The organism is Streptomyces sp. NPDC046805 (assembly GCF_040645355.1).
Classification (GTDB): Bacteria; Actinomycetota; Actinomycetes; order Streptomycetales; family Streptomycetaceae; genus Streptomyces.
The window spans coordinates 18,984-32,027 of record NZ_JBEYYC010000035.1; the positions used below are offsets into that span (position 1 = coordinate 18,984).

The 13,044-nt window shown below is 70.4% G+C and carries 16 protein-coding genes and 1 pseudogene; 4 read left to right on the forward strand and 13 right to left on the reverse strand.

Going from position 1 to position 13,044, the window contains the following annotated elements:
• Positions 1 to 43: 43 nt before the first annotated feature.
• The 8 genes from ABZ910_RS30295 to ABZ910_RS30330 form a co-directional block, all read right to left on the reverse strand.
• Positions 44 to 910: a tyrosinase family protein gene (locus tag ABZ910_RS30295; RefSeq protein ID WP_361371126.1), complete on the reverse strand. Its 867-nt coding sequence runs from the start codon at positions 908 to 910 to the stop codon at positions 44 to 46.
• The gene (locus ABZ910_RS30300; RefSeq protein ID WP_361371129.1) at positions 894 to 1,370 is read right to left on the reverse strand and encodes a tyrosinase family oxidase copper chaperone; all 477 of its coding nucleotides are present in this window, start codon (positions 1,368 to 1,370) and stop codon (positions 894 to 896) included. Before ABZ910_RS30300 ends, ABZ910_RS30295 begins: the two co-directional genes overlap by 17 nt.
• A 290-nt stretch (positions 1,371 to 1,660) precedes the next feature.
• Entirely contained in the window at positions 1,661 to 2,176 is a 516-nt protein-coding gene (locus ABZ910_RS30305) for a hypothetical protein (RefSeq protein WP_361371132.1), read from the reverse strand.
• A gap of 102 nt (positions 2,177 to 2,278) precedes the next feature.
• Complete coding sequence (locus ABZ910_RS30310; protein ID WP_361371135.1) at positions 2,279 to 2,863, reverse strand: vitamin K epoxide reductase family protein; 585 nt, start codon at positions 2,861 to 2,863, stop codon at positions 2,279 to 2,281.
• Positions 2,863 to 3,363, reverse strand: coding sequence for a DUF5949 family protein (locus ABZ910_RS30315; protein ID WP_361371138.1), 501 nt, complete (start codon positions 3,361 to 3,363; stop codon positions 2,863 to 2,865). Before ABZ910_RS30315 ends, ABZ910_RS30310 begins: the two co-directional genes overlap by 1 nt.
• Positions 3,364 to 3,544: 181 nt before the next feature.
• The gene (locus tag ABZ910_RS30320) at positions 3,545 to 3,835 is read right to left on the reverse strand and encodes a hypothetical protein (RefSeq protein ID WP_361371141.1); all 291 of its coding nucleotides are present in this window, start codon (positions 3,833 to 3,835) and stop codon (positions 3,545 to 3,547) included.
• A gap of 225 nt (positions 3,836 to 4,060) precedes the next feature.
• Entirely contained in the window at positions 4,061 to 4,300 is a 240-nt protein-coding gene (locus ABZ910_RS30325; protein ID WP_361371144.1) for a chaplin, read from the reverse strand.
• 331 nt (positions 4,301 to 4,631) lie between these two features.
• Positions 4,632 to 4,772 (reverse strand): LPXTG cell wall anchor domain-containing protein, encoded by a 141-nt coding sequence (locus tag ABZ910_RS30330; protein WP_361371318.1) that lies wholly within the window; start codon positions 4,770 to 4,772, stop codon positions 4,632 to 4,634.
• A gap of 16 nt (positions 4,773 to 4,788) precedes the next feature.
• On the opposite strand from ABZ910_RS30330, the gene ABZ910_RS30335 reads away from it, so the two are divergent.
• Complete coding sequence (locus ABZ910_RS30335; protein ID WP_361371321.1) at positions 4,789 to 5,061, forward strand: hypothetical protein; 273 nt, start codon at positions 4,789 to 4,791, stop codon at positions 5,059 to 5,061.
• A gap of 41 nt (positions 5,062 to 5,102) precedes the next feature.
• Here ABZ910_RS30335 and ABZ910_RS30340 read toward each other — a convergent pair.
• From ABZ910_RS30340 to ABZ910_RS30350, 3 genes and pseudogenes are all read right to left on the reverse strand, one after another.
• Positions 5,103 to 5,837, reverse strand: a pseudogene (locus ABZ910_RS30340) (chaplin); the annotation flags it as partial.
• A gap of 143 nt (positions 5,838 to 5,980) precedes the next feature.
• On the reverse strand, positions 5,981 to 6,208 hold the full coding sequence (locus ABZ910_RS30345; RefSeq protein ID WP_361371147.1) for a chaplin: 228 nt from the start codon (positions 6,206 to 6,208) through the stop codon (positions 5,981 to 5,983).
• A 308-nt stretch (positions 6,209 to 6,516) separates the two neighbouring features.
• Positions 6,517 to 6,930: a rodlin gene (locus ABZ910_RS30350; protein ID WP_361371150.1), complete on the reverse strand. Its 414-nt coding sequence runs from the start codon at positions 6,928 to 6,930 to the stop codon at positions 6,517 to 6,519.
• 270 nt (positions 6,931 to 7,200) lie between these two features.
• Between ABZ910_RS30350 and ABZ910_RS30355 the strand changes: the two genes are divergently transcribed.
• Entirely contained in the window at positions 7,201 to 7,611 is a 411-nt protein-coding gene (locus tag ABZ910_RS30355) for a rodlin (protein WP_361371153.1), read from the forward strand.
• A 271-nt stretch (positions 7,612 to 7,882) separates the two neighbouring features.
• Positions 7,883 to 8,290, forward strand: a complete 408-nt coding sequence (locus ABZ910_RS30360) for a rodlin (RefSeq protein WP_361371156.1) — start codon at positions 7,883 to 7,885, stop codon at positions 8,288 to 8,290.
• 88 nt (positions 8,291 to 8,378) lie between these two features.
• Here ABZ910_RS30360 and ABZ910_RS30365 read toward each other — a convergent pair whose 3' ends face one another.
• Positions 8,379 to 10,298, reverse strand: coding sequence for an AMP-dependent synthetase/ligase (locus tag ABZ910_RS30365; RefSeq protein WP_361371159.1), 1,920 nt, complete (start codon positions 10,296 to 10,298; stop codon positions 8,379 to 8,381).
• Between the two features lie 108 nt (positions 10,299 to 10,406).
• Positions 10,407 to 11,807: an APC family permease gene (locus ABZ910_RS30370; protein WP_361371162.1), complete on the reverse strand. Its 1,401-nt coding sequence runs from the start codon at positions 11,805 to 11,807 to the stop codon at positions 10,407 to 10,409.
• A 373-nt stretch (positions 11,808 to 12,180) separates the two neighbouring features.
• On the opposite strand from ABZ910_RS30370, the gene ABZ910_RS30375 reads away from it, so the two are divergent.
• Complete coding sequence (locus tag ABZ910_RS30375; protein ID WP_361371165.1) at positions 12,181 to 13,023, forward strand: hypothetical protein; 843 nt, start codon at positions 12,181 to 12,183, stop codon at positions 13,021 to 13,023.
• The last annotated feature ends 21 nt before the right edge of the window (positions 13,024 to 13,044 follow it).

A 13,044-nucleotide genomic window follows, 5' to 3' on the forward strand; every position in this document is an offset into this window, starting at 1 on the left:
GGGGCTCTCCCATGGGCGGCGGCAGGGGCGGCGCCGACGGTCGTCACGCGTAGCGGTAGATCCGCCCGACGTTCTCCATCTCGTCGGGCGTCACGTCCCACGGCGGCATCCGCTCGTGCCGGGCCACGATGCGCCGGTGCTGCTCGTTGTCCGGGCCGGGCGGCCGGGCCGGCAGGTAGCGGTGCTCCCGGTGCCGTCGCTGCCAGCGGGTCCACTGCAGATCCAGGAAGGCGTGGTGCAGCCAGAACACGGGGTCGTTCACGGACGCGCCCGTGAGCATCGCACCGCCGACCCAGCGGTGGACCCTGTTGTGGTTGTGCCAGGAGCTGCTGCCGTGTCCGATGCCCCAGCCCTCCAGCTTGTTGCGGAAGCCCCTGCGGACGGTCGAGTTCCAGGGCGAGACGTCGTAGACGGGGTCGTTCAGCGCCCATCGCACATCTGCCTGGGTGGGCAGTTTGATCGGGTCGCGGGAGCGGCCGAGGTCCCGGGTGAGGAACTTCGCGTCGGTGATGCCCTCCTTGATGGTCCAGTGGCCCGCCGCGTAGGCGAAGGGCCCCGTCGTCACCTGCTGGTCGGAGCGCCGTCCGTTGCCCCCGAGCAGGTCCGTGGTCCACGGCACCGACGTGGCCGTACGGTGCCGGGTCCAGTCCCAGTACGGCAGCGTCACCGAGGAGTCGACGCGGCGCAGGGCGTGCTCCAGCTCCAGCAGGAACCGGCGGTGCCAGGGCAGGAACGAGGGCGTCATGTGGGCCACGCGCAGGCCGGGTTCGCCGTCACCGACGAAGTACTCGATGTGCGTGCGCACGAACTCGTCGTACTCGCCCCGCCGTTTGACCTCGAGCATCGCCTTGACGAACCGCTGCCGTTCGGTGCGCGTCAGCGTGCTCACGTCCTTACGCACGTACGCCATACGGTCCTCCTATCTGCGGATGGCCGCCGACCGGCTCCGGGGCCGGGTCGCGCAGCCGCTGCGTGCCGAGTTCGTCGACGGCGGCGCGGGCCGCCTCCCTCGGCGTCCGGTACGAGCTGTAGTGGTCGATCATGCTCAGCCAGGTGCCGTCGGCGCGGCGCATCAGCGGCAGCGGGCGGCCGTCCACGGTGACCTCCCACTCCGCGCCGTCGGTGACTCGCTCCCCCACGGGAATCGGGAATCCCCGGATACGGCGACCGTGGTAGGTCTCGTCGAAGGGGCCGCTCCCCGCCTCGACCTCACGGGAGCGGGGGCGAGAGGCCCCGACGACGGAGGTGACCGCCAGAGCGGCGGCGGAGGCGAGCAGCCCGCGCGCCACCTCTCGCCGTGTGCGCCCTTCCGGCCCGCCTCTCCCCTGGCTCCCCGACCCGACCGGCGCTCCCCCGATACTGACGACCATGGCTCACTCCTCGTAGGGTTCGGTTGTCCGTAGCAGTACCCGCCGTACGGCCCCGCGGCCACCGCCGCACGGCCATACGGCGGTGGCGTACGCGGCGGTGACGCACGAGGCGGCGGTCGAGGAGCGGAACGCCGACGGGCCCGGTGCGCCCCAGGCGCCCGAGCCCGTCCGGATCCCTACCGGGTCTGTCCGAGCCCGTCGCCCTTGCCTCTTGCCGCCTCCCCCGTCGTCCTCTCTGCGTCTCCCCGTCTTCCCCGTCGTCGTCCTTGCCTCTCGCCGTCCTTCCGGTGCTACCGCCCGGGGGCCAGCCCCAGGTTCGCGACGGGAGCCGTTCGCAAGGCCGGGCCGAGGACACCTGCCTGGGGGAGCTTCGGGTCCGGGAGGCCGAGGCGGTCCGGGTTCGGTGCGGTCAGCGGGGCATCGGCCGCGATGCCGGGGGCGAGGGCCCTGAGGCCGGCGGCGGGCGCGTCCAGGCCCACGTGGTCGAAGCCGCGGCCGAGCACGTGGGGCAGGGGCGCCCGCAGCCCGGCACCGGGCAGGCCGCCGTTGAGCGGCAGTTGCGGAACGACGTGCTCCGGGATGAACCGGCCCTCGACGTGCCTCGGCTCCTCCGGGGCGCCCGGCGTCGGCAGCGGCAGCTCACCGCCGACCTTGGGCAGATCGACGTTGAGGGACTTCTCCACGCCGTCCAGCGGGACGGGCACGGGTACCGTGCCGACCGCGGCGGCGGGGGTCGCTGCGGCTCCCACGGTGGCCGCGACGCCCGTGATGACGGCGGCAAGGGTTCCTCGGGTGCTCGGCTTCATGACAGGTACGGTCCCTTTCCGCGTGCGGGGGAGTCGGCGTCCGTACCGTGTAACGAGCTGGAAAACCACACCAGTTCAAGAATCCTCCGGATGCAGCAATAGTCAGCTCGTCCAGAAGTCCCACCAGCGGGTGAAAACCAGCATCCCGACGACGCCGATGTGCAACAGGGCCACCACCCACGTGAATTCACCGAAGAAGGACCTCAACCAGCCCGGCGCGGGCAGGAATGCGTTCCGTACGACGAAGGACGTGACGTACCAGAACATCAGGATCGTCGCGGCCCAGGCGAGGCAGCACCACAGGCACAGCGCGTTGATCCGGTACAGCGACTCGAACTGCAGCCACGACACGAACCCGACCCCGAACAGGCACCCGGCCGCGAAGGCCAGCCAGTACCAGCCCGGGAACCGCGCCGCCGCCAGCAGGCTCACGCCGACGCAGATCACGACGGCGTAGGCCACCAGGCCGAGCATCGGGTTGGGGAACCCGAAGACCGAGGCCTGCTCGCTCTTCATCACGCTGCCGCAGGAAACCACCGGGTTCAGGCTGCATCCCGGGGTGAAGTGCGGGTCCTGGAGCAGTTTGAACTCGTCGATCGTGATGACCCAGGAGGCCAGCAGGCCGGCCGCGCCGGTGAGCACCAGCAGGAGCGCGAACGCCCGGCTGCCGCCCACCGTTCGGGCCATCAGAAGCGCAGGCTGCGGGCCGGCAGGATGACGTGCGCGGCGGCGTTCAGGGTCTCGTCGGCACCGGCGAAGGCGGCCAGTTCGACCGCGTCGAGCGGTCGGCCGGGCTGCCCCTCGGGCCAGGGGCGAGTGGTGAACACGAGGTAGGCGTGACCGCGTTGGGCCACCGCCGCGAGCCACTCCGGCGGAGCCGTGCACTGGGCGTTGAGCGGCGGCAGGGTGACGACGGCCTGGCCCGCCTCGACGAGCAGACCGACCGGCAGACTGGGCCTGGTGGTGCCGTCGACGAGCCGGTCGCCGACCGGCAGACCGTGGTTCACCAGCAGCCGCTCGACCGCGGCGGACGTCACCTCCGGTCCGCCCTCGGCGTCCCCCAGGGAGTAGGCCAGCAGGTACGGCATGTCGGCTCCGTCGGGCGCCTCGCCACTCCAGGCCAGCACGGAGATCGTGCCGAGTTCGGCTACGCGGAAGGGGCGTGTTTCGTGTGGGGTTGAGGTCACCGCGCGACCTTATCCACGGGCCGTACGACGACCGGGCGCACTCTCACCCGACCGGAGGACGCGCCCGGGGTGCTCCACACGAACGAGGGACGCCTCTCGGCGCCCCTCGAACAGCTCGCGCAGCCCCCGACTCGCGCAGGTCGCCGATCCCGTGCGGCCGGCCCAGCCCACGCCCAGGGAGTCAGCTCTGCAGCGGCAGGCCGCCCAGCAGTCGGCTGTGCTGGTTGAGCGCGCCGGTCGCGCCCTTGACCGTGTTGAGCACGGAGCCTTTGCTCTCGGTGTCGAGCGCGTCCGACTGGTGCTGCAGCGGCATCACGTCGTGCACGGTGAGGGGACCCCTGGTGAGCGTGTTGACGGCGCCGTTGAGGCTGGTGGGCGTGAGGTCGGCGGCGTTCTGGGCGAACGCGGGCGCGGCGACGCCGGCGAGGGCCACGGAACCGGCAACGACAGCGGCAGCCTTCAGGGACTTCATCCTGTTCCTTTCTTCGGCAACTCACGTCACCACAGGGAGTTCTGACGCCGTGCACAACGAGGTCCGGCCGGGGCGGAAACCCCGCGGGCAGAAGACATATGAGATCCCCGAAAGATCACGACCGTAAAGGGCCGTGGGTGAGCGCGGACGCGCACATGGCGAACCGGCCGCCATCCCGCGCAGGAATCGCGGGAGGGCGGCCGGCCGAAGGGGTGCGCCGTGACGTCAGCCGTTGGCGCAGGAGGCGCCGAACGCCGGGTTCAGCAGGCCGATGACGTCGACGGAGTCGCCGCAGACGTTGACCGGAACGTGGATCGGGGCCTGGACGACGTTGCCCGACGCCACACCCGGGGAGTTGGCGGAGCCGCCGTACGCCCCGCTGTCGGCGGCGGCGACGCCGGCACCGGCAGCGACGGCGGCAACGGCAACGGAGGTCAGGGCCAGGCCCTTGGCGATACGCGACATGGAGAGGTGCTCCTTGGGGTTGACACGAAGCATCGGGCGGGATGCCCGGCGTTGTGTCAACGCGTTGCGCGTCCATGAGGTTTGCGGCCAAAGGAGTGATCTCCGGAAGGGGCACCGCAGCCGACACATCGCCATCATCATGCTCACTTCCCCCAGGGCATCCCGAAAGGCATCCCGAAAGAGGTGCGCGCCCCGAGCGCGCGAGGGTGAGCCACCCCGCTGTCAGAAGTGGAAGAACTGCCGGAACAGTCAGAACAGTCAGCGCTGTCGGACGAACCGTCAAAAGTCGTCTAGGCGGGTGCCGGGCGGCGGCGCCCGGCACCCGGGCGTGTTACCGCTGGGACCCGTGCCGGCTTCGCCGGTAGAGGACCGTCCCGGCCGCGAGCAGTACCGCACTGAAGGCGGAGGTCGCGATCATCGCCTCACTGCCGGTGTGCGCCAGGGTGGGCGGATGTCCGGGGTGGTAGTCCACGGGGGACGTCGTCCGGGTGGGCGGCATCCACGTGGGCGGCGCCATCGGCGGCCTCGTCCAGCTCGGCGGCGTCGTCCAACTCGGTGGCGTCGTCCAGCTGGGTGGCGTCGTCCAGCTGGGCGGCGTCGTCCAACTCGGAGGCGTCGTCCAACTCGGAGGCGTCGTCCAACTCGGAGGCATCGTCGGCGGCCTCGTCCAGGTCGGCGGCGTCGTCGGCGGCATGGCCGGCGGCGTCGTCCGGGTGGGCGGCGGCGTGATTGCCGGCGTCGTCGTGCAGTCGTTGCCGTAGGCCGGGTTGAGGACGCCGACCGCATCCACCGCGTTACCGCACCCGTTCACCGGCGCATGCACCGGAACCTGCACATTGTTACCGGACGCGACGCCCGGAGAGCCCACGGCCTGGCCGGACGCCGACGAACCTGCGGAACTGCCGCCACTGCCACCAGGCTGCGAACCCGACGCATTGGCACAGGAGTTACCAAACGCCGGATTAAGCGCGGCAACCACGTCCACGGTGTTGCCACAGGCATTCACCGGCGCATGCACCGGAACCTGCACATTGTTCCCAGAGGCCACGCCCGGGGACCCCACGGCCTGGCCGAACGCCGACGAACCTGTAGAACTACCGCCGGTGCCACCGGACTGCGAACCCGACGCATTGGCACAGGAGTTACCAAACGCCGGATTAAGCGCGGCAACCACGTCCACGGTGTTGCCACAGGCATTCACCGGCGCATGCACCGGAACCTGCACATTGTTCCCAGAGGCCACGCCCGGGGACCCCACGGCCTGGCCGAACGCCGACGAACCTGTAGAACTACCGCCGGTGCCACCGGACTGCGAACCCGACGCATTGGCACAGGAGTTACCAAACGCCGGATTAAGCGCGGCAACCACGTCCACGGTGTTGCCACAGGCATTCACCGGCACGTGCACCGGAACCTGCACATTGTTGCCGGACGCGACGCCAGGCGATCCCGTGGCTACCCCGTCCGCGTTCGAGTCGGCGAGCGCGGGGCTGCCGTACAGGGACAGAATGCCCGTCGCGGCGGCAGCCACGACCACTCCCCTGCTCAGGGTCTGTCGCAATCTCGTTGTCTTCCTGCTTGAAGAATTGGGGCGGCCGGCCCCGGAGCGAAGATGCGAAGCATCGACGGTCCGGAGCCGGCCGGGACCCAGCCGGAGGCCGGGTCCGTGTTGTCGTACTGTCAGGAGTTGCTGCAGGCGGAGCCGCCCGCAGGGTTCAGCAGGCCAATGACGTCCACCGTGTTACCGCACAGGTTGACCGGAACGTGCACGGGAATCTGGATGACGTTGCCGGACAGGAGGCCCGGGCTGGAGACGGCGGTGCCCGAGGCGTTGCCGTCCGCGAAGGCCGGGGCGGCCATACCCAGAGCCAGGATCGCGCCGGCGACAACGGCAGCGGTCTTCTTCATGAACTTTCCCTTCTCCGCGGTCATGCCTCTGTGACGGCCGAAACCGAGCGAGCGCAGCTTGAGCGGCTCGCACCATGACCGGCAGGCTGTAGAACGAGGAATAGACGGAGAAGAAACCGTGGAACGTGCGCCGCCCGGGAATTCACTCAAACGCCCTCACATAAGAAACGCTTACGAGGGAACTGATCGCCCGAACGGCGGAACCCGGACTCGGTGACCCGCTGCTGAACCATCGCCGGAAAAGGCCACCCGGACCGTGGCGCACCGACGGTGCGCGACCCGGGCGGCCTTTTCGTGGAAGAATCGGCTCAGCTGTTACCTGTGCCGTTGGCCGACAGGGCCGAGATGTCGTCCAGGACGTGTGACACCGGCTCGTCGCCCTTGGCCTGGGACGAGTTCTCGGCACACTGCTGGGTCTGCGGCGACGACAGAACGGGGACGTCCTGAGCGGTGACCGGGACGAGGAGGCCGACGGCCGAGCCCGCGTTCGCCTTCACCGGCGCGCCGACGCACAGCTTGTTCAGCGAGCCCTGCGCCAGGGTGGCCTGCGGGCTCATGGAGCCCCTCGTCTCCGAGTTGCCGAACGACTCGCTCGCGCGGTCGCCGCTCGTGGTGGTGGTGCCGTGGTCGTTGCCGGTGGCAAGCGCCTGGGGGGCGACCGCCGCCGACGCGCCGACGACGGACGCGGCGACCGCCGCCACGGCCATTGCCTTCTTCAGCATTTCGCTTTTCCTTTCCTGGCTCCCGGCCAAGAGCGGCCAAGAAGCACGTTCCTGCCCCCGCATCAACCAGATCCACGAAAAATGGTTGCGGCGCGTCACTCGATCGGCTCGTTCGGATGCGCGAAATTCACGGAAACCCCGGGCCCGCAGAGCATTCGCGTCAAGGTCCGGTATATGGGCCGTTGGAGTGAACGACAGGAACCGAACCAGCCGCGGGCAGTTGAACCAGGGCGCTCCGGTGGACGGGGTTTTTCCAGAAGGGAATCGCAAGTGATCAAGAAGGTTCTGGCCTCCGCCGCGGTCGCCGCCTCCGTCGTCGGTGTCTCGGCCACCGCCGCCCCGCAGGCTCTGGCCATCGGCAACGACCACGGCACCACCACCGACAGCGGCGTCGGCGCGCGCCAGGAGTTCGGCAACTCGACCACGACCGGTGCGATGAGCCCGCAGATGGCGCTCATCCAGGGCTCGCTCAACAAGCCCTGCATCGGTCTGCCGGCCAAGGCCAACGTGGGCTCGGTCCTCGGCGTCGTTCCGATCTCGGCCCAGGACCTCAACGTCCTGTCCTCGCCGCAGACCCAGCAGTGCACCGAGAACTCGAGCCAGGCCAAGGGCGACGAGCCGCTGTCGCACGTCCTGGACGACATCCCGCTCCTGTCGGGCAACGGCACCAACAACCAGTAGCCCGGACACCTTCCGAGCCCTCGTCCGGGCCTCCCTCAGCGGGCCGCCGGCTCCGGCGGCCCGCTGGTCTGCGTCGCGGCCCGCCGCCGGGTGCGGCCTCGCCCATGAGCCCGGTCGGCCGTCCGGCGCTCCGCCCGGTGAGCCGCGGAGCGTTTGTGACCTGATCGGACTGCGCTGGGCCATTCGGGTAACCGCCCGCAACTCCGGGCGGGTCGACACCGTTGACGATCATGCAACTCCCCCCGGAGTCCGCCTTTCGAAGGGAACGAACATGAAGAAGCTGTGGGCAACCGCCGCTGTAGCCGCCTCGGTCGCGGGCCTCGCGGTCGCGGCCGCCCCGCAGGCTCTGGCCACCGGTAACGACAACGGCACGACCACTGACAGCGGCAGCAACGCCACGTCGTCGTTCGGCAACTCGACCACGACCGGTGCCATGAGCCCGCAGATGTCGCTGGTCCAGGGGTCGCTGAACAAGCCCTGCGTCGGCCTGCCCGCCAAGGCGAACGTCGGCTCGCTCGTCGGCGTCGTCCCGGTCACCGTCCAGGACCTCAACGTCCTGTCCTCGCCGCAGACCCAGCAGTGCACCGAGAACTCGTCCCAGGCCAAGGGCGACGAGCCGCTGTCGCACATCCTGGACGACATCTCGGCCCTGTCGGCCAACGGCACCGGCAACAGCTGAGCCTCGACCGCTCCACGGCGGGTCACCGGAACTCCGGTGACCCGCCGTCGTGTTGTCCCCCCGTCCCGTACGCCGCCTCTGCCGTACGTCAGCGCCGGTACAGCGCCTCGATCTCCTGCGCGTACGCCGCCAGCACCGCGTGCCGCTTGACCTTGAGCGACGGTGTGAGCAGCCCGTTGTCCTCGGTGAACTCCCCCTCGACCAGCCGGAAGGCGCGGATCGACTCGGCGCGCGAGACGGCCTCGTTGGCGTGGTCGACGGCCCGCTGCACGTCGGCGCGCAGCCGCGGGTCCTGCACGAGCTCGGACGTCGGGGTGTCGGCGGGCAGCCCCCGTACGGACAGCCAGTGGGAGACCGCCTCGGGGTCCAGGGTGATCAGCGCGCCGACGAAGGGACGGTTGTCGCCGACGACGAGGCACTGGCCGACCGGTGCGCGGCTGCGCAGCCGGTCCTCCAGGACGGCCGGGGAGACGTTCTTGCCGCCGGAGGTGACGAGGATGTCCTTCTTGCGGCCGGTGATGGTGAGGTAGCCGTCGTCGTCGAGCGAGCCGAGGTCGCCGGTGGCGAACCACTCGTCGCCGAGCACCTCGTCGGTCGCCGCCGGGTCGTTCCAGTACGACCCGAAGACCAGCCCGCCGTTGATCAGCACCTCGCCGTCGTCGGCGATGCGGACGGCGACGCCGGGGACCGGTGGGCCGACCGTGCCGGGGCGGGGCTTCAGCGGGGGCACGATGGTGGCGGCGGCGGTGGTCTCGGTGAGGCCGTAGCCCTCGTAGACGATGATCCCGGCGGCGTAGAAGAAGAGGTTGAGGTCGCGGTCGAGCGGGGAGCCGCCGCTGATGGCGTACCGCATGCGGCCGCCGAGTTCCTTGCGGATACGGCGGTAGACCAGCAGGTCGTACAGGGCCCAGGCGGCGTACAGGCCGAGGCCGGGCCCCTTGCCGGTCCCCAGGAACTTGGCCAGGTACGCCTCGCCGAAGCGGACCGCGACCCGCTCGGCGCGGTCGAAGGAGGCGGCGCGGCCGATCTTCTCGGCGGTCGCGCGTCCGGTGTCGTGGATCTTCTCGAAGAGGTACGGCACCCCGACCAGGAAGGTCGGGCGGAACTCCCTTAGCGCGGGCCGGAGTTCGTCGGGTTTGACGCTGGGGAAGTGGCCGATCTCGATGCGGGCCATCAGGCAGGCGATCTGCAGGGTGCGGCCCATGATGTGGGCGAGCGGCAGGAAGAGCAGGGTCGAGGGGGTCTGGCCGGTCACCTCCCGGAAGACGGGCAGGAGCAGCTGGATCGTGTTGGCGGCCTCGGCGTGCAGGTTGGCATGGGTGAGGACGCAGCCCTTGGGTTGTCCGGTGGTGCCGGACGTGTAGCAGATCGTGGCGACGGTGTCCGGGGTCAGGGCGTCGCGGCGCTCCGCGACCTCCTTGTCGGGGATGTCGCGGCCCAGGGCCGTGAGCGCGGTGAGGCCGCCCTCGTCGAGGGTCCAGACGCGCGGGGGTTCGGGGTGGCGGGCGGTTCCGGTGGCGACGGTGGCGGTGTTCTCGGCGGTCTCGGTGACGACGTACCGGGCACCGGAGTCGCGGACGATCCACTCCACCTGCTCGGCCGAGGAGGTGGCGTAGATCGGCACGGTCTGGCCGCCGGCCGCCCAGATCGCGAAGTCGAGGACGGTCCACTCGTAGCGGGTACGGGACATCACCGCGACGCGGCCGCCCGGTTCGAGGCCCGCCGCGATCAGGCCCTTGGCGGCGTCCATGACGTCACGGGCGAATCCGGCCGCGGTGACCGGCCGCCAGGTGCCGTGCTCGCGGCGGCGCAGGATCACGTCGTCGGGGGCCTCGGCCGCGTTGGTGAGGGGCAGGTCGGCGATGGAACCGGCGGCCGGGGCGGGCACCAGTGCCGGGGTGCGGGCCTCGCGCACGACGCCCTGTTCGTCCCGGACGGTCTCCACCCGGGTGCGCTCGGCCAGGTCGGTACGCCGCCCGGCCCGCTTCAGATCCCTGCGTACGCCCATGCCGGCTCCCGGGGTCGCGACTGGTGCTGACGTGCTGCCGAACCTACTTACCCGGGAGGGCAACTTACTCGCGCGTAGGCGTAGGTCAATGGGTCCGGCAGCCCCGCCTCAGGCGCGCGCGTCCTCCGGGATCGACACCAGCCAGTGGGTCGCTCGGCGCGGGCGGAGGTACAGCGCCCAGTAGAGGGTGGCGACCGCGGTGATGCCGCCGGTCCACAGGAGATAGCCGGTCTCCTGCCGGCTGAGGACGTACGCCAGGACGGCGATGAGCAGGATCGGCGTCGCGGGCCACAGCGGCATGCGCCAGGCGGGCGTGTGCCGGTGCGAGCCACGCCGGGCGAGCAGTGCGGCGACCGCGACGAGGAGGTACATGGCGGTCACCGAGACGCCCGTGACGCCGTACAGCGTGTCCAGGTCGACGAAGCAGAGCAGCGCGCCGGGCACGCCGACCGCGAGCGTGGCGACCCAGGGCGAGCCGAAGCGGCCGAGCCGGGAGAAGGCGTGGTTGACCGGCTCGGGCCAGGCCCTGTCGCGGGCCGAGGCGAACAGGACGCGGGAGTTCTGGATGACCATGACGATGCCCGCGTTGACGATCGCGAGGGCCACGCAGAGGCTGACGAAGGTGCCGACGGCGGAGTTGGACCAGGCCGTGACCATGGAGCCGATGTCGCCGCCGGTCAGCTCCTTCAGGTCGGACGCGCCCAGGGTGATGGCGACGACCGGGACCAGGATGATGACGGAGGAGATGGCGAGCGTGGCCAGGACGGTGCGGGCGACGCTGCGGCGCGGGTCGTCCAGTTCCTCGGACAGGTAGACGGCCGTCGAGAAGCCCTGGGTGACGAAGAGGGCGATGGCCAGCCCGGAGACGACCATCATGGCCGTCACGGTGTCCGGGTGATGGCCGGAACCCGCCACCTGCATCGACACCAGGCTTCCGGCGCCACGCCGGCTGTGGGTGAAGCCCAGCAGGGCGACGACCGCGGCGGCGATGACCTCCAGGACCAGGAAGATGCCGGTGATCCAGGCGTTGGCGCGCAGGTCGAGCAGGCCGGCGAGGGTGGCGAGCAGCATGACGCCGGCGCCGGTCATCGCCGGGTCGAGGTGGACGACCGGGGCGAGGTAGTCGGCGGTGCCCATCGCGATCACCGGCGGCACGATCAGCACGACCAGCAGGGAGAGCACGAAGACGAGCCAGCCCGCCAGCCGTCCGGCGAGCGTCGACACCATGGCGTACTCGCCGCCCGCGCTGGGGATGAGGGTGCCCAGCTCCGAGTAGCAGAAGGCCACGGCGATACAGAGCAGGGAGCCGAGGGCGATCGTCAGGGCGGTGGCGGTGCCGAGCGTGCCGAACAGATCGGGGACCACGACGAAGAGCGTGGAGGCGGGGGTCACGCACGAGAGCGTCAGCAGGGTGCCGCCGACGACGCCGATGGAACGCCTGAGCGTCTGGGAACTACCGTCCGGTGTTTGCGGGACGGCGGTGTCGGCAGGGCGGAGCGTGTCGGTCATGAAGCGGTTCCGATCGACTCGTACGGCAGCGGTTCGGTGGTTCGGGCGGGAGCGCTATCGCCTCCGGCGGCTCGTGGCGTACGTCATCTCCGTCGCTCCCGGCGCTGAATGGAACACCGACGAAAACCATTGCGTCAATGGGTGTTTACCTACGGAATCCGAAGCTCAACAGCCCTTGGAATCGCGCATACGACAGCTCCGCACAAGCGCCCCGGCGCTTCGCGTCGGTACGGGAACCGCAGGGACCGCGGCAAAAAAGTGGGGGGTGTCAGAGGGACTGGCTAGAGTCACCGGACACATGGGGCGGTGGAGTCACCGGACACGACCGCCATGGGGCACGGACACGTGCCCGTACTAGTGGGGTGGGGAACAAATGAAGACGCGTCACACGGCTGTCTGGGTGGGGCTCACGGCGGCCACGCTGCTGGCGACCTCGGCGTGCGGCACGAACAGCGCGCGGACGGCGGCCAAGGCGGTGGACGGCGCCGACAGGATCATGGCGGCGCTGCAGCTCGCGACGAAGCGGACGGAGAACCTCGGTTCGGCCGAGGTGCGGGTGAGCACCGACATGGGCTCGGGGAAGCCCCCGATCACCATGGAGGGCACGTACTCCTGGGGCGACGGCTTCGCGTTCGACGCCGAGATGGACACCAAGCAGGCTCAGATGCAGACGCTGACGTCCTCCCCGAAGGTCCGGGTGCTCTTCGTGGGCGGCGCCTACTACTACCGCGTCGGCCCGCAGCCCTCCGGTCCGCTCAAGGGCAAGGAGTGGATGAAGATAGACGGCTCGGCTGTGTTCGGCGAGAAGGGCGCGCAGGCCATGGCCACGGGCGGCGGTGCCAGCCCGGTGGACTCCATGAAGTACCTGAGGTACGCGGACCACGCGACCGACCTCGGCGAGCAGACCGTCGACGGGCAGCGCACGAGCCACTACCGGGCCGTCATCAAGGCGTCCCAGATGGGCAAGTTCAAGGACGCCCTGAGCGACAAGAAGGGCGCTTTCGGTTCGCTGGCAGGCCCCGACGGCTCGATGACCGTGGACATCTGGCTGAACGGCAAGGACCTGCCGGTCCGCCTGAAGGAGGACGTCGGCATCGGCACCGTCACCATGGACTTCGAGAAGTTCGGCCGGACGGCCGCCGTCGCGGCACCGCCCGCCGCGCAGACCGGCGACCTCACCGAGCTGGTGAAGAACGCCCGGGCCCGGAAGCAGTAGGACTGATCACGGGCCCGGACG

Bases quoted from the DNA above. Each gene is read 5' to 3' on its own strand.
- ABZ910_RS30295 (WP_361371126.1), bottom strand. From the start codon at position 910: ATGGCGTACGTGCGTAAGGACGTGAGCACGCTGACGCGCACCGAACGG.
- ABZ910_RS30300 (WP_361371129.1), bottom strand. From the start codon at position 1,370: ATGGTCGTCAGTATCGGGGGAGCGCCGGTCGGGTCGGGGAGCCAGGGG.
- ABZ910_RS30305 (WP_361371132.1), bottom strand. From the start codon at position 2,176: ATGAAGCCGAGCACCCGAGGAACCCTTGCCGCCGTCATCACGGGCGTC.
- ABZ910_RS30310 (WP_361371135.1), bottom strand. From the start codon at position 2,863: ATGGCCCGAACGGTGGGCGGCAGCCGGGCGTTCGCGCTCCTGCTGGTG.
- ABZ910_RS30320 (WP_361371141.1), bottom strand. From the start codon at position 3,835: ATGAAGTCCCTGAAGGCTGCCGCTGTCGTTGCCGGTTCCGTGGCCCTC.
- ABZ910_RS30325 (WP_361371144.1), bottom strand. From the start codon at position 4,300: ATGTCGCGTATCGCCAAGGGCCTGGCCCTGACCTCCGTTGCCGTTGCC.
- ABZ910_RS30345 (WP_361371147.1), bottom strand. From the start codon at position 6,208: ATGAAGAAGACCGCTGCCGTTGTCGCCGGCGCGATCCTGGCTCTGGGT.
- ABZ910_RS30350 (WP_361371150.1), bottom strand. From the start codon at position 6,930: ATGCTGAAGAAGGCAATGGCCGTGGCGGCGGTCGCCGCGTCCGTCGTC.
- ABZ910_RS30360 (WP_361371156.1), top strand. From the start codon at position 7,883: ATGAAGAAGCTGTGGGCAACCGCCGCTGTAGCCGCCTCGGTCGCGGGC.
- ABZ910_RS30365 (WP_361371159.1), bottom strand. From the start codon at position 10,298: ATGGGCGTACGCAGGGATCTGAAGCGGGCCGGGCGGCGTACCGACCTG.
- ABZ910_RS30370 (WP_361371162.1), bottom strand. From the start codon at position 11,807: ATGACCGACACGCTCCGCCCTGCCGACACCGCCGTCCCGCAAACACCG.
- ABZ910_RS30375 (WP_361371165.1), top strand. From the start codon at position 12,181: ATGAAGACGCGTCACACGGCTGTCTGGGTGGGGCTCACGGCGGCCACG.